We start from the raw sequence: 19,739 nt of genomic DNA, 5'->3' as shown, positions 1-19,739 counted from the left end.
GAACGAGTGATTTATGCCCGTTGAAGCTCTCTACCGCGACGACTTCTATCTATCGACAGCAGAAGCGGTGGTGACGGCCATCCACGAGGACGGCGGCATCGAACTGGATCGCACCTGTTTCTATGCGGCATCCGGCGGCCAGCCCGGCGATACCGGCTTTCTCGAACGGGCCGACGGCACCAGGATCCAGCTCGGCCAGACGAGGCACGGCGGCAGCAAGGATATCGTCGTCCACGTGCCGCTCGAAGGCGAGGTGCTGCCGCTGGCCGGCGAAAACCTGGTCATGCATATCGACTGGCAGCGCCGCTACAGGCTGATGCGCATGCACACCGCCTGCCATCTTCTCTCCGTCGTCTGCCAGTATCCGATCACCGGGGCCGCTGTCGGCGAAGAGGAATCGCGCGTCGATTTCGACATGGCCGAGACGATCGACAAGGACGAAGTCACGGCGAAACTCATGGAGCTCGTCGGCCAGAACCATCCGGTCTACCTGCAGTGGATCACAGACGAGGAGCTCGCCGCCAATCCGGGCATCGTCAAGTCGAAGAATGTCCGCCCGCCGATGGGGCTCGGCCGCGTCAGCCTCGTCTGCATAGGCGAAAATTCCAGCGTTGACAGCCAGCCCTGCGGTGGAACACATGTCTCCGAAACGCAGGAGGTCGGGGCGATTCACATCGCCAAGATCGAGAAGAAGGGCAAGGAAAACCGCCGGTTCCGCATCCGGTTCGGCGAGCCCGGCGCAGAGGCCTGATATCGGGCCCAAAGGAGATTTGACATGAGTGAAACCAGCCGTTTCGTCGTTTCGTCCGAGTGGCTTCACAATGAGCTCGGCAGTCCCGACCTCAAGATTCTCGACGCCTCCTTCTATCTCCCCGCGCAGAACCGCGATGCCGACGCCGAATACGCAGCCGGACATATTGCAGGCGCCATCCGCTTCGACCACGACAAGGTCGCCGACCACTCGACCGGGCTGCCGCATATGGTGCCGGCGCCGGACGTGTTTGCCGAGGCCGTGGGCCGGATGGGCATCCGCGAGAACGACCGGATCGTCATCTATGACGGCCCCGGTATCTTCTCCTCGCCGCGCGGCTGGTGGCTGTTCCGCATCATGGGCGCAAGACAGGTCTTCGTGCTCGACGGCGGCATCGACGGCTGGAAGGCCGAAGGCCGGCCGCTCGAAACGACCGTCCCCTCGCCCGAACTCGTCACCTTCACCCCGAATTTCCGGGTCGACAAGGTGATCGACTTTCAGACCATGCTGTCGATCGTCAGCGACGGCACGCGCCAGATCGCCGATGCGCGGCCGGCCGGCCGTTTCGCCGGCACCGACCCGGAGCCACGGGCCGGCATGCGTTCCGGTCACATGCCGGGTGCAGCCAGCCTTCCGTCCGGCACGTTCTCGGTCAACGGCAAGCTGCGTTCGCTGCCCGAATTGCAAAAGGCGATCGAGGATGCCGGCATCGATTTCGGGCGACCGGTGGTGACGAGTTGCGGCTCCGGCATCACCGCCGCGATCATCACGCTGGCACTCGAATCCCTCGGCCATGAAGATAATGCGCTTTACGACGGCTCGTGGACCGAGTGGGGCAGCCGCCAGGATACGCCGGTCGTCACCGGCCCGCCCTCGCCGAAAGCGGCGTGATCGCCATGGCGAAGAAGCCAGTTCCGCTGAAAGCCCATGTCACCAGCCTGGAAATGACCGCACCGCCGAAGACCAGCTTGGCTGTGCCGGTCAATATCCAGACGGCGATCATCCGCGCGCCCGAAATCCCGCTTCACTATTACCGCTATCTCTATCGGCAGGTGGGAAAACGTTGGCACTGGTACAAGCGCCTTCGCATGAGCGACGAGGAACTTGCGTCCGCCATCCACAATCCGCGAACCTCCGTGACGGTGCTCTACGTCAACGGCGCGCCGGCCGGTTTTTTCGAGCTGTTCAAGGAAAGTGACGACGTCATCGAACTCTCCTATTTCGGGCTGTTCGAACGGGCGATCGGGCTTGGCATCGGCAAGTGGTTCCTGCTCCAGGCGCTTTACTCCGCCTGGCAGGACAATCCGCAGAAGGTAACCGTCACTACCAATACGCTCGACCACCCGCGCGCCCTGCAGCTCTACCAGATGATGGGTTTTTCACCGGTTTCAACCTATGAAGCGCTGGTTCAGCCGATGACGGATGCCGAGCTCCTGAAAGCGCTCGACGGCTGATGCCGCGATTTTCACCCAAGGCGATGTTGATCGCTTTGGTGATGATGACGCTGACGCATTTCATATTCTTGAGGCCCGGCAAGTATCGGGTGGCGAGACGCGTCCTGTAGGCGCATCTCTTGTGCAACACGCGCCACAGGAGAGCCCGATGACCATATCCTTCAAAGCCATGCCCGCCGCAGATGCCGAACACCTCTGGAACGGCGGCGCCGACGCCTACGGACGCCAGCCCGAAACGATGACCTCCGACGGCCCCGGTTATCCTTGCCGCCATTGCCTCAAGAATATCGATGCCGGCGAGGAATTGCTGGTTCTCGCCTACCGCCCCTTCCCCGAACTGCAGCCCTATGCGGAAACCGGGCCGATCTTCCTGCACAAGCAGCCCTGCCGGCGTTACGCAGCGGAAGAGGTCCTGCCGCCCATGCTGGCGAGCACGGACTATATCGTGCGCGGCTACGGACGGGACGACCGCATCGTCTATGGCAGCGGCGCCGTGACGCCGACCGAGAGGATCACCTCGCACGCCGAAGAACTGCTGGCCCGCGACGATATCGCCTATGTGCATGTCCGCTCGGCCCGCAACAATTGCTACCAGTGCCGGATCGACAAGGTCGAGGTGCGGGCGTTCGCGGACGCCGCTCTCGCAATCTGAAACGCGAAAGCGCGCCGTTCCATCGAAGCGGCGCGCCATCATGTTCGTTCTGAAGCCCGCTTAGGCTTCAATTCTGGGTATTGTCGGCCTGCTCATTGTTGCGTTCAAGGTTTTCGGCGAAATCGAGCAGCAGCCTGACGATCTCGCCGCCTTTCTTTTCGTCACCCTCAAGCTTGCGGGCAATCACCTCGCGAAGGTTGAGCATGGCCGCATCGACGCTGCGCGGCAGTGACGGACCGCTGTCGCGGCCGCGCTCGTGGCGTTCCTGTCGCTGTTTGATGCGCTCGGCGAGCTGCGACAGCCGATCGAGGATCGTCGCGGCAAAGCTGCGGTTCTCATCGAGATATTTGCGGCCTTCATCGGTGATAGCGTAGCGCTTCTTGTTGCCGTCCGCCTCGGCGACGACGTAACCCGCCTCTTCGAGATAGGTCAGCGTCGGGTAAATGACGCCGGGGCTCGGCGCATAAAAGCCATAGGTGAGATCCTCGATATGCTTGATGATCTCATAACCGTGGCGCGGCTCCTTCTCGATCAGCGCCAATACGACGAGGCGCAGGTCGCCCTGCATCAGGAAGCGGCCAATCCGGCCATCGCCGTCATCGCCGAAACCGCGGCCGCCGCCGGGACCACCCCGGCCGCCGCGTCCAAATCCCCCGTCTAACGGGCCGCCGCGCGCGGCAAACATTTCCTCGAAACCCTTGCGGTCGCCGCGTTCACCGCAGCCATTTCTTCCATCGAACCTGTGTTTGAACATTTCTTGTCTCCTCAGACTGTCTTTCGATATATCTAAAGATAGCCATCTCGGAAATTTCGTCAACATGTTCGATATATCTAAATCATATCTGATTGATTCTGAAAATAGAAAAACGCCGGACGCGAAGCGCCCGGCGTCTCTCCAGCCCCTAACTGATGGCTCTGCGGCCCGCAGTTCTTCCGGTTACGCGACGCTCAGCAGGCTTTCCGGCGCGAACGCCTCATAGCCCAGCGCTTCCGCGACCGGCTTGTTGGTGACGCGGCCTCTATGAACATTGAGGCCGTTGCGCAAGTGTCGGTCTTCGGCGATTGCCCGCAGACCGCGATCGGCCAGCGCCAGACCATGCTGCAGCGTCGCATTGTTCAGCGCATGCGCCGACGTAACGGGCACGGCACCCGGCATGTTGGCCACACAGTAATGGACGATGCCGTCGACCTCGTAGGTCGGTTCAGAATGGGTCGTCGCATGCGAAGTTTCAAAGCAGCCGCCCTGGTCGATCGCGACGTCGACCATGACTGCGCCCTGCTTCATGCCCGAGAGCATTTCGCGGCTGACCAGTTTTGGCGCGGCAGCGCCCGGAATGAGGACGGCACCGATGATCAGGTCCGCGGAGAAGACTTCCTCTTCCACCGCGTCGATCGTCGAATAACGGGTGTGAACGCGGCCGTTGAAGATGTCGTCGAGCTGGCGCAGGCGCGGCAGCGACCGGTCGATGATCGAGACGTCAGCACCAAGGCCGGCGGCCATCCGCGCCGCATGCAGGCCGACGACGCCGCCGCCGAGGACGGCAACCTTGGCCGGCAGCACGCCGGGCACGCCGCCGAGCAGGATGCCGCGGCCGCCATGGGCCTTCTGCAGCGCGGTCGCGCCCGCCTGGATCGCCAGGCGGCCGGCGACTTCCGACATCGGCGCCAAAAGCGGCAGCCCGCCGCGATCGTCGGTGACGGTCTCGTAGGCGATGGCGGTGACGCCGGACGCGAGCAGACCCTTGGTCTGTTCCGGATCGGGCGCGAGATGAAGATAGGTATAGAGAAGCTGGCCGTCGCGGAGCTGCGCCCATTCGGAGGGCTGCGGTTCCTTGACCTTGACGACCATGTCGGATTTTTCGAAGATTTCCTTGGCCGAACCGACGATCCTGGCCCCGGCTGCCACATAGGCGCCGTCATCCGCGCCGATGCCGGCGCCGGCCTTGGTTTCGATCAGGACCTCGTGGCCGTGGGCCACATATTCACGTACCGCGCCGGGCGTCAGCCCTACGCGGTATTCATGGTTTTTGATTTCCTTCGGGCATCCGACACGCATACAGCGTTCCTCTCAAGTTGTGGCTTTCGCCGATTGATGTTCCCGCTGGGAGCTAACCAGAGAATCGTGCGAATGTCCTTGCGAAGACGAATTGCGAAAGCTCGCATTTTCGCAGATAATTGCGCTAAGCAGGAATATTTCGAAGGATCCACGAATGAGCGCCATGGATGCCATTGATCTTGCGATCATGCGGACCCTGCAGCAGGACGGCCGCATCTCCAATGCGGAGCTTGCCGAGCGGGTCGGGCTGTCTCCGTCCGCCTGTTCGCGGCGGCTCGACATCCTTGAAAAAAGCGGCACGATCAGCGGTTATCACGCCCGCCTCTCCAACAAGGCGCTCGACTACAAGATGATGGTGATCGTCCACATCTCGCTGTCCGGCCAGTTCGCCAAGACGCTCACCGAATTCGAGGCGGCGGTGAAGCTCTGCCCCAACGTTCTGGTCTGTTACCTGATGTCCGGCGAGTACGATTACATCCTGCGAGTCGCCGCCAAGGATCTGGAGGATTACGAGCGCATCCATCGAGACTGGCTCTCGGCGCTGCCGCACGTTGTGAAGATCAATTCGAGTTTTGCGCTGCGCGAAATCATCGACAGGCCGAATGTAGGGCTGTAATCGGGATCGCTCGACTTTTACGGATCGTCCTAAAGGGATTTCAAGGCGGGACATGTATCTTCCGCGCTTAAGGAACAACGAGGGATGAGACCATGATCAACGGACGAATGAAGACCCGCAGCGCGGAGCGCAAGAAGACTCGCATCCTGGGTACGGTCAAATATTTCAATCAGGCCGTGGAAGGGCGTGTCACGGATCTCTCGGCAACCGGCATGGCGCTTGATCTCGGAGGTCGCGTTTTCCATGCTGCGGATGGCAGTCAGGTCCGGGTCGAAAGCGAGGAATTCGGCATCCTGGAAGGCACTGTCAAGTGGCGCCGCAGCGGCCGGCTCGGCGTGCAGTTCAGCATCAACAGCAATGCGGTGGCGCAGGTCTCGTCCTATTTCCGCTTCTTCCACAAGGATGCGCCGGCCTCGCGCTGAGATCGGCCGGTGCATTCCCGCCGCCATCCAATTTTCAACACATTCGCGATCCTTCGAATCACCACGCATAAACAGCGACAATGTAAAGGTCATGGAAGCCCGAAATATCCAGGCGAAGTGAACGTTTACCAAATATTTACTACTTGCCGTTGAGTCCATAAATGATAAAGTCCTAATTTATCCGGAGCAAGAAAACCAAAACCCGCCCTCGTTGAGAGTAGGTGGCTGTTCAAGTGTCCCAGTTTTTCCCGCCTGCATTGAGCGCGTAGTCACAGCGCGCAGGCAAAACCAAGGATGCTTCGATGGTTGCGGTTCCTTTTGCCTCGCCCTCCACCACATCGCGGGCGGCTCGTATGCGGGCTACCCTCGTTACATGGCTGACAGCTGGCCTCCTGGGGCTGGTCGGCCTTCTGGCGGCGTTGGGTGGGTCGTTCCTCTCGACCTATACTTTGAGCGGGGCGATCATCCTTCTGGCGCTTGCTGCGGCTGCTTTCGTAGCGTCCATCTGGGCGAAACGAAGGATGCGGCGCGATATCGATGCCAAACTCGGACGGCTCGAAAGATTCATGCAGACATTCGGGCAGACGCAGGGCACCTTGCACGGTCTCGACGGGAGGATCGTGCTGTGGGGGAGCGGCGCAGAACGCCTGTACGGCTATTGCGAAAAAGAAGCCCGGGGAAAAAGCGGATCCGACCTTTTCCACACCCGTTTCCCCATCCCGGCGGAGGAAATCAATGCGATCCTCGCGCGCGACGGCGAATGGCAGGGTGAACTCACGCGTCGCCACAAGGATGGCAGAGAGATCCACATCATCGGCAAATGGTCGCTGATCCGCGGCGAAGCCGGGGAGCCGGAAGTTGCGATTGAAGTCAGCAGCGACATCACCTCCATCAAGCTCGCCCAAAGGCAGCTCCATCAGACGAACGCCCTGCTCCGCGCCATCCTGGAGACCGCGCCGGGGCTGATCTACGCCAAGGACCTGCAGGGCCGCATCATCCTGGCGAATGTCTCGACGCTCGACCTGATCGGCAAGCCTTGGCCCGAAGTCGAAGGCCGCACGGACCTGGAGTTTCTGGACAGCAAAGGCCAGGCCGAAGCGGTGATGGTCAACGACCGTCGGATCATGGATCAGGCGAGGACCGAAGAATTCGAAGAGGTCATCAGCCGCGAGGGCCGCCACCCACGGGTCTGGTCGTCGACCAAAGCTCCGTTGCGTGATGCCGATGGCAAAGTCATCGGCCTGGTCGGCGTCTCGGTCGAAATCACCGAGAGGAAACGGATCGAGGAACGGCTGCAACTCATGGTCAACGAGTTGAACCACCGCGTCAAAAACACGCTTGCGACCGTCCAGGCCATCGCCTCCCAGACCCTGCGGGGCGGCGACCCGATCGTGCGCCAGAATCTGGAGCGGCGCCTCATGGCGCTGGCGGCCGCGCATGACGTGCTCACCCGCGAAAAATGGGAGGGAGCTGATATCGACGATGTGGTCACCGGTGCACTGGCGCCGTTTGGCGAGGGCGGAGACCATCGCTTCGCGGTCTCTGGTCCGTCGCTGCGATTGCTGCCGCGGGCGGCGCTCGCGCTTGCCATGGGTCTGCACGAACTGACGACCAATGCCTTGAAATACGGCGCGCTCTCGACGCTTAACGGTCATGTCGCGATAAACTGGCAGATTGTCGAGGGTGCCAAACCTCTGCTGCGATTGACATGGATCGAAAGCGGCGGACCGCCTGTCGCCGTGCCGTCGAGACGAGGGTTCGGCGTCAGGCTGATCGAGCGCAGCCTTGCCCAGGATCTCGGCGGCAAGGCATCAGTGATATTCGATCAGCCTGCCGGGATCGTCGGGACAATAGAGGCGCCGCTCTGCGACGTCGTCGTCTCGGCCGAGGTGACACCCTTCCTGCAAGCGGGTGCCCTGCAAGCGGGTGCAAGGTGAACGATGCCCAGATCTTTGTCGGAATTCGCGTCCTCATCATCGAGGACGAGGCACTTGTTTCGATGATGCTCGAAGAGTTCCTGGAGCAGATCGGCTGCAGGATGATGGGGACGGCCTCGCGGCTCGATGATGCGATCATCAAGGCTCGGTCACTTCCCCTGGACATGGCCCTGCTGGACGTGAACCTTGCCGGCGAAGCCAGCTTTCCGGTCGCCGAGATCCTTACCGCGCGGGACATCCCCTTCATTTTCGTGACCGGATACGGGGCGCTAAGCCTGCCTGCCGAAATGCGCCATATCCCGATCCTTCCCAAACCCTTCCAGATGGCCCAACTCGTCGACGCGATGCGGATGGCGGCCTATTGACTCGTCGGGTTCGCACCTCTTCCTGACCGCCTTCAGGACAGAGCCCGCGATCGTCGCACCATCTCCTCCACCGCTTCAGAATCCGCTTGGAGATACAATCCTCGCGCGTCAATATGGCGCCGAATTGTCGCTCACCGGTCCGTTCCAAGGAGGCTGCCCATGTCGTCGCTTAACGATCTTCACCCGATCACCCGCCGCTCGCTGCTCGGAGGTTTTGCCGCCTCGTCGGCGCTTGTCATGCTGCACCCGTTCGCTGCACGCGCCGCCGGCAATCAGGCGCATCTGCGCATCATGGAAACGACCGACATCCACGTCCACGTCTTCCCTTACGATTATTATGCCGACAAGCCGAACGACACGCTTGGCCTCGCCCGCACCGCCTCGATCATCGACGCAATCCGTGCCGAAGCCGGCAACTCCATGCTGATCGACAATGGCGACTTCCTGCAGGGCAACCCCATGGGCGACTACATGGCCTATGAGCGCGGCATGAAGGACGGCGACAAGCACCCGGTCATCAAGGCGATGAACATACTCGGCTACGATGCCGGCACGCTCGGCAACCATGAATTCAACTACGGTCTCGACTTTCTGTTCAAGGTGCTGGCTGGCTCCGGCTTCCCTTACGTCTGCGCCAACCTCACCAAGGGCATGCTGGCATCCGACGCCAAGAAGGACGACCTTTTCCTCAAACCCTACGTGATCGTCGAAAAGCAGATCCGTGACGGTTCCGGCGCCACGAGCGCGGTCAAGGTCGGCTTCATCGGCTTCGTGCCACCGCAGATCATGACCTGGGATGCGAAGAACCTCGAAGGCAAGGCCCAGACCCGCGACATCGTCGAGGCGGCCAGAGCCTGGGTGCCGGTCATGAAGGAGGAAGGCGCCGATATCGTCATCGCACTCTCCCATTCCGGCATCGACGGCGGGGGCCTGGGCGACCGTATGGAGAACGCGTCGCTCTATCTCGCCGGCGTCGAAGGCATCGACGCGATCTTCACCGGGCACCAGCATCTGGTCTTCCCCGGCACCAAGGATTTCGACGGCATTACCGGTGCGGACACGAAAAAGGGCAAGCTGATGGGCAAGCCCGCCGTTATGGGCGGCTTCTGGGGTTCGCATATGGGCCTGATCGACCTGCTGCTCGAAAAGGATGGCAAGAGTTGGAAGATCGTCGATTCCACCTCCGAAGCCCGGCCGATCTATCACCGCGACGATGCCCGCAAGATCGTCGCCGACGTCAAGGACAAGCCGGAAATCATCGCTGCCGCCAAAGAAGAGCATGAGGCGACGCTTGCCTATATCCGCCGCGCGGTCGGCAAGAGCTCGGCGCCGCTCTATTCCTATTTCGCGCTGGTCGCCGACGATCCGTCGGTGCAGATCGTCGCCAATGCGCAGACCTGGTATATCAAGGAGATGCTGAAGGAAGGCCAGTACAAGGATATTCCGGTGCTTTCGGCCGCAGCACCCTTCAAGGCCGGCGGCCGCGGCGGTGCCGAATATTTCACGGATGTCCCGGCAGGCGACATCGCCATCAAGAACGTCGCCGATCTCTATCTCTATCCGAATACCGTGCAGGCGGTGCTGATCACCGGAGCGCAGGTCAAGAACTGGCTGGAAATGTCGGCCGGGATGTTCAATCAGGTTGCGTCAGGCGCCAAGGACGCGCCGCTGCTCAACAACGATTTCCCGTCCTACAATTACGACGTCATCGACGGCGTCACCTACCAGATAGACCTGTCGCAGCCGACCCGCTTCGACAAGGACGGCAAGCTCATCAATGCCAACTCCAACCGCATCGTCGACCTCAAGTACAACGGCAAGCCGATCGATCCGGCCCAGAAATTCGTGGTGGCGACCAACAATTACCGCGCCGGCGGCGGCGGCAAGTTCCCGGAAATTGCCGGCGACAAGGTGATTTTCGTGGCCCCCGACACCAACCGCGACGTGATCGTCCGCTATATCGTCGAACAGGGCACGATCAACCCGTCGGCCGACGCCAACTGGTCGTTCAAGCCGCTGCCCGGCACAAGCGCGATCTTCGAGACCGGCCCCAAGGCCCGGCAGTTCGCTACCGCGGTCAAGGGTGCCAAGATCGAGGACGCCGGCGACGGCGAGAACGGTTTTGCCAAGTTCCGGCTGGTGCTGTAACGGCCAATATCACCTTTCGGCAATATTTGGACGGCAGCCTTGGCTGCCGTCTTTCTTTTCAACTGCATGAGGCAAGGCAATGCTCAAATTCTCCTTTCAGCAAGTCGACGTCTTCTCCAGCCAGCCGATGCGCGGAAATCCGCTTGCCGTGGTGATCGGCGCCGACGGACTGAGCGACGCGCAGATGCAGTCCTTCGCCAACTGGACCAATCTCAGCGAAACGACATTCCTGCTCGAGCCGACCGATCCGAAGGCCAGCTACCGGGTGAGGATTTTCACACCGTCGCAGGAACTGCCTTTCGCCGGCCATCCGACGCTCGGCAGTGCGCATGTCTGGCTCTCGCAGCAACAGACATCACCGACCGGTGACATCGTGCAGGAATGCGGCGCGGGCCTCGTCCGCATCCGCCGTGACGGCAACCGGCTTGCGTTTGCGGCGCCGCCGCTGACGCGCAGCGGCCCGGTGGATCCGGCGCTGGTGGAGAGGATCGCCAAGGCGCTCAGCCTGCCCACCAACCTGATCGAGGATTCCAGCTGGTGCGAGAATGGCCCGGACTGGATCGGCGTCCGCCTGCCCTCGCGCGCCGATGTGCTGGCGGTCAAGCCGGACTATTCCGCTCTCGCCGGCACCCGCGTCGGGCTCGTCGGGAGCTTCAATCCCGATCTTGACGGCAAGGACGCGCAATTCGAGGTGCGTGCCTTTACCCGCAACGGCTATGAGGATCCGGTCACCGGCAGTCTCAACGCCGGCCTTGCCCAATGGCTGATCGGATCCGGTGTCGCGCCGGAAAGCTACGTTGCGGCGCAGGGCACTGTGCTTGGCCGCGCCGGACGGGTGTATGTCGACAAAGTCGGCGACGATATCTGGATCGGTGGAGACGTAGTCACATGTATTCAGGGCGCGTTGGAACTCTGATTCTATCGGAGAGGCCATCGGCAGGGAAGTCCCAACCGATGGCTCACGATCGCGATTTGGACCGATCCGGAATGAGCCGACTGACGGTTATGCCGCCGTTGCCCTGGCGAGGCCGAGCCGCGACAGCAGCAGCTTCAGTTCGGCTGGCGGCTTCTTTTCGATGCGGCGGTATTCCCGGCCGTCCCGCGTGCGCTGGACGAGACCGAAATCGAAGAGATCGCGGCGCAGCATCGCGGCATCGCCGAAGAAGTGCAGCGTGTTCAAGAGTTCACTGATCTGCCGTTCGGTGAACTCCCGGTCCGCCGGTATCTTCGACCACAGGAACCACAGGCAGATTTCCTGCTGCCCGCGCTTGCCGGGCCAGCGCACCAGCCTGCCCTCCTCGTCGAAATGGCGAGCTGTCTTCAGCACCCGCGCCTCGTCGGGCGCCGGCGTGTCTTCCAGCACCGGGCGCCACTCGGCGATGACGTCGGCTGTTTTGGCAACGGCGCGAAAATGCTGGTAGTTGCGGAAGCCCGCTGCGCGCGTCAGGAGATTGAGCATCTCCAGATGGCTCGGCTTGTGATCGAACCTGGCGATCCCGTCGCGGACGGATTTGGCGAAAGCCGACAGGTCGGCGATCTCCATGGGAAAGATGGATCTCGGCATGTCTTATCCTTAAACGTGCCATTCCCTAAAAATCAGGGTGTCGCTGGTCGCCGGCTTGTCGACTCTAGCACGGGATAAGTGCTGATCATCTTTGTCATGAGCAGGTTTAGCTTCCCTTTCGGGACGGCAACGCCTCGGTGAACTGCAGACCGTTGTGCCGTTATAGCAGAGGTCGACACGTCGTCAACTCGCAGCCGGTGACTGCCGATCGTTCCGCCGTTGTTGAGGGAATGCTTACCCTTCGCGGGCACAGTATTTGCTGGTAGAATCGATCCGAAATCGGCGGGGAGGACGCACACGGATGCTCGAAAAGGCAAAGACCGCAGTAAGCTACGGAGACGAGCCAGGCCTGCGCTTCGTCCTTGTCCTCGATGGCCACGGCGGCTGCAGGACGATGAACATGTCCGAGGCCTGCAGCTGGAAGCCGGGCGACGGTATCGTCTGGCTGCATTTCGAGCGCGATCATCCGGCGACCGCGGAATGGATAAATACCAATGGCGGCTTCGATCCGCTGGTGGCGGAGGCGCTTCTTGCGGAGGATTCCCGCCCGCGCGTCGAGCCCGTCGGCGACGGACTACTGATCATCCTGCGGGGTGTCTGCGCCGCTCCGCCGGAAGAAGCAGAGAAAAACTCCGACGAGATCGATCTCGTGCCGCTGCATATCTGGGTGGACGAGCACCGACTGGTGACATTGCGCGACAGCGGCCACTATATCACCGCGCTGCGCGATATCCGACGGGCGCTCGATAATGGCAAGGGTCCCCGGCAGGCGGGAGAACTGCTGGCGCTCGTCAGCGACAAGCTCGTCCGCGATCTGGAGCCGGTGCTCGACGACATGGACGAAGAGGTCGACGAACTTGACGAGCTGATTTTCAAGGGTGAAGCAAGCGAAGTCCGGCTGAGGCTCAAGCTGCTGCGCCGCCGCGCCGTACAGCTACGCCGCTATCTCGCGCCGCAACGCGACGCGCTCAACAGGATCGAGCACGACGATGCACCATGGCTAAAGGAACGCGACAAGCTCCGCTTTCGCGAGGTGATCGACAAGCTGATGCGGTTCATCGAATATCTTGACGCGATCCGCGACCGCACCGGCATCCTTCATGACGACCTTTCGACGGTTATCGGCGAACGGATCGCGCGCAATTCCAACAGGCTTGCCGCTTTGGCGGCCCTTCTCCTGCCGCCGAGCGTCGTCGCCGGCCTCTTCGGCATGAATGTTGGTGGCATTCCCGGTGTTAACGACACCTGGGCTTTCCTGGTCATCGTTGTGCTCGTCGTCGTTATTTCTGCGGGCACGCTGTGGATCCTCAAGCGCATCGACTGGCTTTGACCCCGCGTTGATGCGCCCTGGTCGGCATCGCTTCGGCTATTCAGCGGCTTGAGGCATTCCTTCCCGAAGTTCGATGCCGAGCATCTGCTTGAAGTCGTCATGGCTCGGGCAGGTCGACAGCCGACGCTCCATGGCATCGACCAGCCATTGGCCCGCAGGTCCCAGAGGGTTTGCTGCTTTGCGCATGGCATAAAGCGGGTATTGGCTCTGCTCGTAGGCTTCGAGATCGAGCGCGACGAGAGTTCCGTCCATGATGTCCCTTCCGGCGACCGAAGCGGGCAGGCCGCCCCAGCCAAGACCACCCTTGATCAACTGGTGCTTGGTGGCGATATCGCTGACGCGCCATGTCTTATAGGACAGGACATTGAAATCGCGGCCATTCGTCAGGCCGGACGTATCCGTGACGACCAGCTGGACTTCCTCGCGCACGTCCGCGAGCGTCAGGGGCCGACCGAACTTCGCAAGCGGATGTTCGGCAGCCGCGACCGGAATCATGAAGGAGTAACCGATCTTCTCCATCACCACCGAATCCTCCTGCCGAAGGATCGATCCGCCTATGCCGATATCGGCCTTCCCGGAAATGACCATCTCCATGACCATGCCCAGTTCGCCGATATTGAGATTGAGCGCCACGCTCGGGAATCTGTCCCGGAATTCACGCAGCTCCGTCACAACGGCATCCGACGGAACCATCACGCTCAGCGCCACTGTCAGTTCTGCCTCCAGCCCCTGCTTGATGCTCTTCGCCCGGGCGCGCATCACCTGGAGGTCGGCGACGATGCGCCGGGCGTCAGTCAGCAGTGCCTTGCCCGCTTCCGTCAGCTTCGGCTGGCGGGCGCCGCTGCGCTCGAAAAGCGCCACTTCCAGCTGGGTTTCGAGATTGCCGATCGTATAGCTGACCACCGATTGCGCCCGGTTCAGCACGCGCGAGGCTGCGGAAAAGCTGCCTGTTTCGGCAACCGCCAGAAACACCTGCAACTGATCGAGGGTGGGATTGGCATCCATGGTGGTCATCCAAATTTTCGATAGATAGCTTCTATATTATCTCAGTTTTATCGATGGGCGTCCACGCCTATCTATTCTCTGGAACACAGCGAATCCACCGCTCCCCAATCCTTCTGCAGGCACAAGACTGCAGATAAGATCTCCAGATAAGGAAAAAACATGTCCTCTATCCTCCTCGTCACTTCCAGCCCGCGCGGCGATGACTCGCTGTCCAGCAAGGTCGCCCATGACCTCGCCAACGAACTGAGCGCCCGCGACAACGGCACGTCGGTGGTCCATCGTGACCTTGGCGTTAACCCGATCCCGCATCTCGACAGCGTCACCACGTCCGCCATCCGCAAGCCCGCTGCCGACCGCACCCCGGAAGAAGCTGCTGCCGCCGACTATTCCGACAAGCTGGTTGCCGAACTGATGGCTGCCGATACCGTGGTCATCGCCACCGGCCTCATCAACTTCAACATCTACTCGACGCTGAAGAGCTGGATCGACAACATCGCCCGCGCCGGCCAGACGTTCCGCTACACGGCCGAGGGGCCTGAAGGCCTCGCCAAGGGCAAGAAGATCTATATCGTGCTTGCATCCGGCGGCGTCTATTCCGAAGGCCCGGCCACCGGCATGAACCATGCCGTCCCGTACCTCACGACCATCCTCGGCTTCCTGGGTATGACGGATGTGGAAGTCATCTATGTCGAAGGCCTTGCCTTCGGCCCGGAGGCTGCTGAAAAGGCTATCGCCAGTGCCCAGCAGCGTAATCGGCAGCTCGCTCTCGCCGCTTAAGCCGTCCCTGCGCCTGACGGGACGAGCCTGCCAAGACGGCCGTGGACATTGTCCCGGCCGTCATTTTTTGCGCGATAGAGCCGCTCGTCGGCGCGCCCGAGCAGCGTATCGAGCGCGTGTCCGTCTTCCGGGGCCGTCGCCACGCCAATCGAGACGGTCACGCATTGGCCGTCAGGACGTATGACCGATCGGCAGATCGCAATGCGCAGACGCTCGGCGATCGTCAGAGCGCTGTCGTGATCGGTGTCAGGCAGGATCAGCACGAACTCTTCGCCGCCGAAACGGGAAAGATGGTCGCTCGGGCGCGAGCCCGCCTGCAGAGACAGCGCAATTTCCTTCAGCACCTCGTCACCCTTCAGATGGCCGAAAAGATCGTTCACCTGCTTGAAATGATCCGCGTCGACGATGATCAGGCTGAGCCCTGTTCCACGATCGAGGCAGCGATGAATGAGCGTCGGAACATCCGCCTCCAGCCGGCCGCGATCGAAAAGGCCGGTCAGCCCGTCGACGCCGCTCTTGGCAAGCAGCGCCTGGTAACGCTCGCGGAACGTCAGGTCGTTGAAGATATCGGTGATCTCGCGCGTCGATCTGGCAAGCCGCGGAATCTGCTCGATCTTGAGATAGACTGCAAAAAGCAGCGAATAGAGAACGACTGACAGCAGCTTGGCGTACCATCCGCCGAAGAAGACCGAAGGCGGCGCACCGAAGAGGATGTTCAGCGCCGAATAGAAGCCGATCTGGTCGAAGGTCAGGATAGCTGCGCCGCTGATCGCGAAACGCAACACCACATTGCTGCGCAGCACCCGCCCCAGCCGCTCGTAGAGCAGGATGATGCCGATCGCGTCGACGTAGAGGAGCGCCGTGCCCCACACCATCAGCCAGCCCATCTCGCTCAAGAACGCCATGTCCGCGGCCCGGCCGCCCGGCAGCGCCACGACCTCATGCACCTGGAGAATCTGGGCGATGCCGACGGTCAGGAGATTGCCGAGGAAAAGCCCGTAGATCGGCTGGCGGACGACTGCCGCATCCTCTTTCAGATAAAGGAGTAAGATCATCATCAGCTTGCCGGCAAAAAAGACCGACGAGCCGGGAGACACGGTGCCGAATGGAAGTTCGATGTAGAAGACCGCAGCAAGATAGGTCTCCATGAAATGCATGACGCCGAGTGCGGCAAGAAATACGCCGAGGCCGAGCTGACGGCGGTAATGCAGGAAGGCGGTCATGACGGCGAAATAGATCACCGCATCCAGAAGAAAGAGGGCGAGATTGAACACCTGCATTTCGATCCGCTTTACTCCCTGCAGGTGCTATGCCGCTGTAACGGCTATCGTTTTACGTGTTCAACCCGTGGAGATTATGGTCATTATGCATGACTATGCAATAACGGCTGGTAGGTTTCCCCTTCGAACGTCGGGTAATCCTGGATTTCCGGCAGCTTCTTCGGCACGTTGCGCAACTGGGTGGCGATTGCCGGATCGATTTCCCGCGTGATCTCGCCGAGTTTCCGGGGCTTGCCGAGAAGATAACCCTGTAGCTCGTCGCAGCCTGCATGAGCGAGGAACAACGCCTGTTCGGTCGTCTCTACACCTTCCGCGACGACCTTCATGCCGAGGCCGCTGCCGAGGTCTATAATGGTGCGTACGATGATCTGCGCGTTGTCGACCAGGTTCAGGTTGTTGACGAAACTGCGGTCTATCTTGATCGTGTCGAACGGGTAGCGGCTGAGATAGCTCAGCGACGAATAACCGGTGCCGAAATCGTCGAGCGCGATGTGGAAGCCCATGCGTTTCAGATCGTTGAGGATCTGCACGGCGCGCTTGTCGTCCTCGATCAGCACGCTTTCCGTGATCTCGAGCTCGATCCGGTGCGGATCGGCACCGGTGGTCTTCAACAGATCGGCGAGATCGGTGACGAAATCCGCATGGCGGAACTGCAGCGGGCTGACGTTGACGCTGATATGGCCGTCGATACTGTCCAGGATCTTGCAGGCTTCGGCGAGCACCCAGGCACCGAGCCGGATGATCTTGCCGGAGGCTTCGGCGACCGGAATGAAATTGCCCGGACTGATCATGCCGCGCCTCGGATGGAACCAGCGCAGCAGCGCCTCGTAGCCGATGATGATGCCGCTTTCCGCCTCGACACGAGGCTGCAGATAGAGTTCGAATTCGCCCCGCTGCAAGGCGATTTCCAGATCGACTTCCAGCTCCCGGCGTTTCTCGATCAATTCGTTCATGCCCCGCTTGAACATGCGGCAGGCATTCCGGCCGGCGTTCTTGGCATGATAGAGTGCCACGTCGGCGCAGCCGATCAGCGCGTCCACGTCTTTTGCATGTTCGGGGCAGAGCGCGCCGCCGATGCTGACGCTGATATTGACCTGTTCACCGTGGCCGATATCGATGGGATCGGCCATCGCGGCCAGCAGCCGATCGCCGAAACTCTCAAGCTCGTCGGTATCGGATGTATGGGCGATGATGACGGCGAACTCGTCCCCACCGAGACGGGCGACGATATTGTCCGGACCGGCTTCGGCGGCAAGGCGCGCGGCGGTTTCGCGGATCACCGCATCGCCGGCCTGGTGGCCATGGATGTCATTGACGTCCTTGAAGCGATCGAGATCGACCATCAGGACGCCGCAACCCCTGCCGTTTCCGGCCTCATCCACAAGTTCGGTCAGCCGTTCGGAAAACAGCACGCGGTTCGGTAGCCCCGTCAGCGGGTCGTGGAGAGCGAGGTATCGCATGCGGCTCTCCGCCAGCTTGCGCTCCCTGAGGTCGACGAGGCAGCCGATACGGGCCTTCTCGCCGCGATAGAGGATGTCGCGGCCGCGCGCCTCGACGGGGATTTCCTCGCCGCTTGCCAGCGCCACCAAGATCTCATGGCTGTTGTCGTCGTTGAGTTTCATCATGTCGACGACACGGATCGTCTTGCCGTCATGCAGGAAATCGAACGCGGAGCGGCCGATGATCTCGGCAAGCGGCAGGCCGATCATCTTGCCGAGCTGCTCGTTACCGTCGACGATGATGCCGTCCCGGTGGATCAGGATCGCCTCGAACGTGGCGTTCGCCAGCGCTGCGACGCGCTCGGATTCCTCGTTGTCGCGGCGGAGCTCGGTCAGTTCTCCGCGGCTGCGCTCCTCCTCCTCGACATTATCCATCAGCCGGTTGAAGAGGCCGGTCAGCTTTTCCGCCTCGTCGCCCTTGACCATGGGAAGCCGCTTGCGCAGGTCGGCATTGCCGCCGAGAAGATCGGCCAGTGCATCCTCCACATGGCCGACGCCGAGGCGGGTCGCGTGTTCGGCAAGGTTCAGCCCGTCCTCTTCGTCCTTGGCCGAAACGCGGATGCGCATCAGCCAGTCGGCCGCCCAGAAGAAGGCGTAGCCGAGACCGAAGGACCAGTAGAAATTGACGCCGACGCCGACCAGCTGCACGTGCAGCTGCGCCAGCCTACCGCCAGCCGGAAGCTGATCGACCGGCGCGAGAAGCGCCAGGAGCAGGGTTCCGGCGACACCGGCAAAGGCATGCACGCCGATCGCGCCGACCGCGTCGTCGATCTTGAGCGTTCTCTCAACGAAGGCGTTGCCGAAGATCGCCACTGCGCCGCCGACGGCGCCGACCATCAGCGCGTTTGCCGGATCGAGGATATGGCAGCCGGCGGTGACCGCAACCAGTCCGCCGAGCATGCCGGAATTCGATTTTTCCGGAAGGATGACGCCATCCTGGTAGAAGCCGATGACATAACCGACGCAGGTGCCCATGCCGCCGGCCAGCACCGTGTTCATGATGATTGGCGCCAACTGGTCGGAAACGCCGAGCGTCGAACCGCCGTTGAAGCCGATCCAACCTATGAAGAGAAGCAGTGCGCCCGTGGTCGACAGGACCGGGCTATGGCCGGCGATCCTGACCGGCGTTCCGTCGGCATTGAACTTGCCAATGCGCGGGCCGATGACCATGCAGGCCGCAAGCGCCACCCAGCCGCCGGTCGAATGGACAACCGTGGAGCCGGCGAAATCGACGAAACCCATCTGCGACAGGAAGGCAGATGCATTGGGAAACAGCGCTGCGCCCCAGACCCAATGCACGAAGACCGGATAGATCAGCCCAGACATGAACAGCGAGCCGAACACATAGGCCGGCAGCTTCATGCGCTCGGCGACGGCGCCTGAAACGATCGTCGCGGCGGTGCCGCAAAACATCACCTGGAAGACGAAAAACGCCGACTGCCAGCTATCGAGATCCCGTAGGAAATAGAACTCGCTCTGCTTCCCGAATAGGAAACCGTTCGAACGGCTGAAGGCGATCATGAAGCCGACCGCGGCGAACGCGACGACGCCGAAGACGAAATCGAGAAGGTTCTTCTGCGCCACGTTGATCGAGTTCTTCGAGCGCACCATGCCGGCTTCGAGCAGAAGGAAGCCGACTTGCATCATCATCACCAGTCCGGCGGCGACGAGCACCCATGTCATGTCCAGCCGGGAAGTGTGCGAAAGGGGATCATCCGCGAAGGCAAAGCTCGGAACAAGGCTGCCGGAAAGGCCCGAGCCGATAAAGAGCATAAAATATGACCAGCGAGATCGCATTAAAAGTCGACCGCAGAAAAGACATCGGAATAGATGCTTCAAGCTATCGCTAATGATTTAATTTTGAGTGAGAATCACAATTTTTG

Annotated in this window: 18 protein-coding genes; 12 read left to right on the top strand and 6 right to left on the bottom strand. The window is 61.3% G+C overall.

Annotated elements, in window-relative coordinates; genetic code table 11:
* Nucleotides 1-13: 13 nt before the first annotated feature.
* The 4 genes from RG540_RS07070 (at nucleotide 14) to RG540_RS07055 (ending at nucleotide 2,857) form a co-directional block, all read left to right on the top strand.
* Entirely contained in the window at nucleotides 14-751 is a 738-nt protein-coding gene (locus RG540_RS07070; protein WP_038586059.1) for an alanyl-tRNA editing protein, read from the top strand.
* 24 nt (nucleotides 752-775) lie between these two features.
* Complete coding sequence (sseA, locus tag RG540_RS07065) at nucleotides 776-1,642, top strand: 3-mercaptopyruvate sulfurtransferase (RefSeq protein ID WP_038586056.1); 867 nt, start codon at nucleotides 776-778, stop codon at nucleotides 1,640-1,642.
* 5 nt (nucleotides 1,643-1,647) lie between these two features.
* On the top strand, nucleotides 1,648-2,205 hold the full coding sequence (locus RG540_RS07060) for a GNAT family N-acetyltransferase (RefSeq protein ID WP_038593248.1): 558 nt from the start codon (nucleotides 1,648-1,650) through the stop codon (nucleotides 2,203-2,205).
* A 148-nt stretch (nucleotides 2,206-2,353) separates the two neighbouring features.
* Complete coding sequence (locus RG540_RS07055) at nucleotides 2,354-2,857, top strand: DUF1203 domain-containing protein (protein ID WP_038586053.1); 504 nt, start codon at nucleotides 2,354-2,356, stop codon at nucleotides 2,855-2,857.
* 67 nt (nucleotides 2,858-2,924) lie between these two features.
* Here the strand turns inward: RG540_RS07055 and RG540_RS07050 are convergent, their stop codons facing one another.
* Nucleotides 2,925-3,611 (bottom strand): PadR family transcriptional regulator, encoded by a 687-nt coding sequence (locus RG540_RS07050; protein ID WP_080724896.1) that lies wholly within the window; start codon nucleotides 3,609-3,611, stop codon nucleotides 2,925-2,927.
* Between the two features lie 183 nt (nucleotides 3,612-3,794).
* On the bottom strand, nucleotides 3,795-4,913 hold the full coding sequence (gene ald, locus RG540_RS07045) for an alanine dehydrogenase (protein ID WP_038586049.1): 1,119 nt from the start codon (nucleotides 4,911-4,913) through the stop codon (nucleotides 3,795-3,797).
* Between the two features lie 154 nt (nucleotides 4,914-5,067).
* Here ald and RG540_RS07040 point away from each other — a divergent pair, with 154 nt between their 5' ends.
* The 6 genes from RG540_RS07040 to RG540_RS07015 all read left to right on the top strand — a co-directional run bounded on the left by RG540_RS07040 (nucleotide 5,068) and on the right by RG540_RS07015 (nucleotide 11,317).
* Nucleotides 5,068-5,529 (top strand): Lrp/AsnC family transcriptional regulator, encoded by a 462-nt coding sequence (locus tag RG540_RS07040; protein ID WP_038542299.1) that lies wholly within the window; start codon nucleotides 5,068-5,070, stop codon nucleotides 5,527-5,529.
* Nucleotides 5,530-5,621: 92 nt separating this feature from the next.
* Nucleotides 5,622-5,951 carry a PilZ domain-containing protein gene (locus tag RG540_RS07035; protein WP_038586046.1) on the top strand — a complete coding sequence of 110 codons (330 nt, stop codon included), beginning with the start codon at nucleotides 5,622-5,624 and terminating at the stop codon, nucleotides 5,949-5,951.
* Between the two features lie 353 nt (nucleotides 5,952-6,304).
* Nucleotides 6,305-7,888 carry a sensor histidine kinase gene (locus tag RG540_RS07030; RefSeq protein WP_052755256.1) on the top strand — a complete coding sequence of 528 codons (1,584 nt, stop codon included), beginning with the start codon at nucleotides 6,305-6,307 and terminating at the stop codon, nucleotides 7,886-7,888.
* Nucleotides 7,885-8,253 (top strand): response regulator, encoded by a 369-nt coding sequence (locus tag RG540_RS07025; RefSeq protein WP_038586043.1) that lies wholly within the window; start codon nucleotides 7,885-7,887, stop codon nucleotides 8,251-8,253. The genes RG540_RS07030 and RG540_RS07025 overlap by 4 nt, the downstream gene beginning before the upstream one ends.
* 159 nt (nucleotides 8,254-8,412) lie before the next feature.
* Entirely contained in the window at nucleotides 8,413-10,401 is a 1,989-nt protein-coding gene (locus RG540_RS07020; protein WP_038586041.1) for a bifunctional 2',3'-cyclic-nucleotide 2'-phosphodiesterase/3'-nucleotidase, read from the top strand.
* A 79-nt stretch (nucleotides 10,402-10,480) separates the two neighbouring features.
* Nucleotides 10,481-11,317, top strand: coding sequence for a PhzF family phenazine biosynthesis protein (locus tag RG540_RS07015; RefSeq protein WP_038586038.1), 837 nt, complete (start codon nucleotides 10,481-10,483; stop codon nucleotides 11,315-11,317).
* 87 nt (nucleotides 11,318-11,404) lie between these two features.
* Here RG540_RS07015 and RG540_RS07010 read toward each other — a convergent pair whose 3' ends face one another.
* Nucleotides 11,405-11,965 (bottom strand): DUF2087 domain-containing protein, encoded by a 561-nt coding sequence (locus RG540_RS07010; protein ID WP_038586036.1) that lies wholly within the window; start codon nucleotides 11,963-11,965, stop codon nucleotides 11,405-11,407.
* 301 nt (nucleotides 11,966-12,266) lie between these two features.
* Here RG540_RS07010 and RG540_RS07005 point away from each other — a divergent pair, with 301 nt between their 5' ends.
* The gene (locus RG540_RS07005) at nucleotides 12,267-13,295 is read left to right on the top strand and encodes a CorA family divalent cation transporter (protein ID WP_038586035.1); all 1,029 of its coding nucleotides are present in this window, start codon (nucleotides 12,267-12,269) and stop codon (nucleotides 13,293-13,295) included.
* A gap of 36 nt (nucleotides 13,296-13,331) precedes the next feature.
* On the opposite strand, the gene RG540_RS07000 is transcribed toward RG540_RS07005, so the two are convergent.
* On the bottom strand, nucleotides 13,332-14,300 hold the full coding sequence (locus RG540_RS07000; protein WP_038593240.1) for a LysR family transcriptional regulator: 969 nt from the start codon (nucleotides 14,298-14,300) through the stop codon (nucleotides 13,332-13,334).
* A gap of 159 nt (nucleotides 14,301-14,459) precedes the next feature.
* Between RG540_RS07000 and RG540_RS06995 the strand changes: the two genes are divergently transcribed.
* A complete protein-coding gene (locus RG540_RS06995; protein ID WP_038586033.1) occupies nucleotides 14,460-15,077 on the top strand; it encodes an FMN-dependent NADH-azoreductase in 618 nt (205 codons plus the stop codon).
* Here RG540_RS06995 and RG540_RS06990 read toward each other — a convergent pair.
* Together RG540_RS06990 and amt are read right to left on the bottom strand one after the other, a co-directional pair.
* The gene (locus RG540_RS06990; RefSeq protein WP_038586030.1) at nucleotides 15,074-16,357 is read right to left on the bottom strand and encodes a GGDEF domain-containing protein; all 1,284 of its coding nucleotides are present in this window, start codon (nucleotides 16,355-16,357) and stop codon (nucleotides 15,074-15,076) included. The genes RG540_RS06995 and RG540_RS06990 overlap by 4 nt on opposite strands.
* Before the next feature lie 83 nt (nucleotides 16,358-16,440).
* Nucleotides 16,441-19,629, bottom strand: a complete 3,189-nt coding sequence (gene amt / locus RG540_RS06985) for an ammonium transporter (protein WP_038586028.1) — start codon at nucleotides 19,627-19,629, stop codon at nucleotides 16,441-16,443.
* Between the last annotated feature and the right edge of the window lie 110 nt (nucleotides 19,630-19,739).

The organism is Neorhizobium galegae bv. orientalis str. HAMBI 540 (assembly GCF_000731315.1).
In the GTDB taxonomy this organism is placed as follows: Bacteria; Pseudomonadota; Alphaproteobacteria; order Rhizobiales; family Rhizobiaceae; genus Neorhizobium; species Neorhizobium galegae.
The sequence above is the reverse complement of the archived record's forward strand: the minus strand, read 5'-3'. Positions and strand labels throughout refer to the sequence as shown.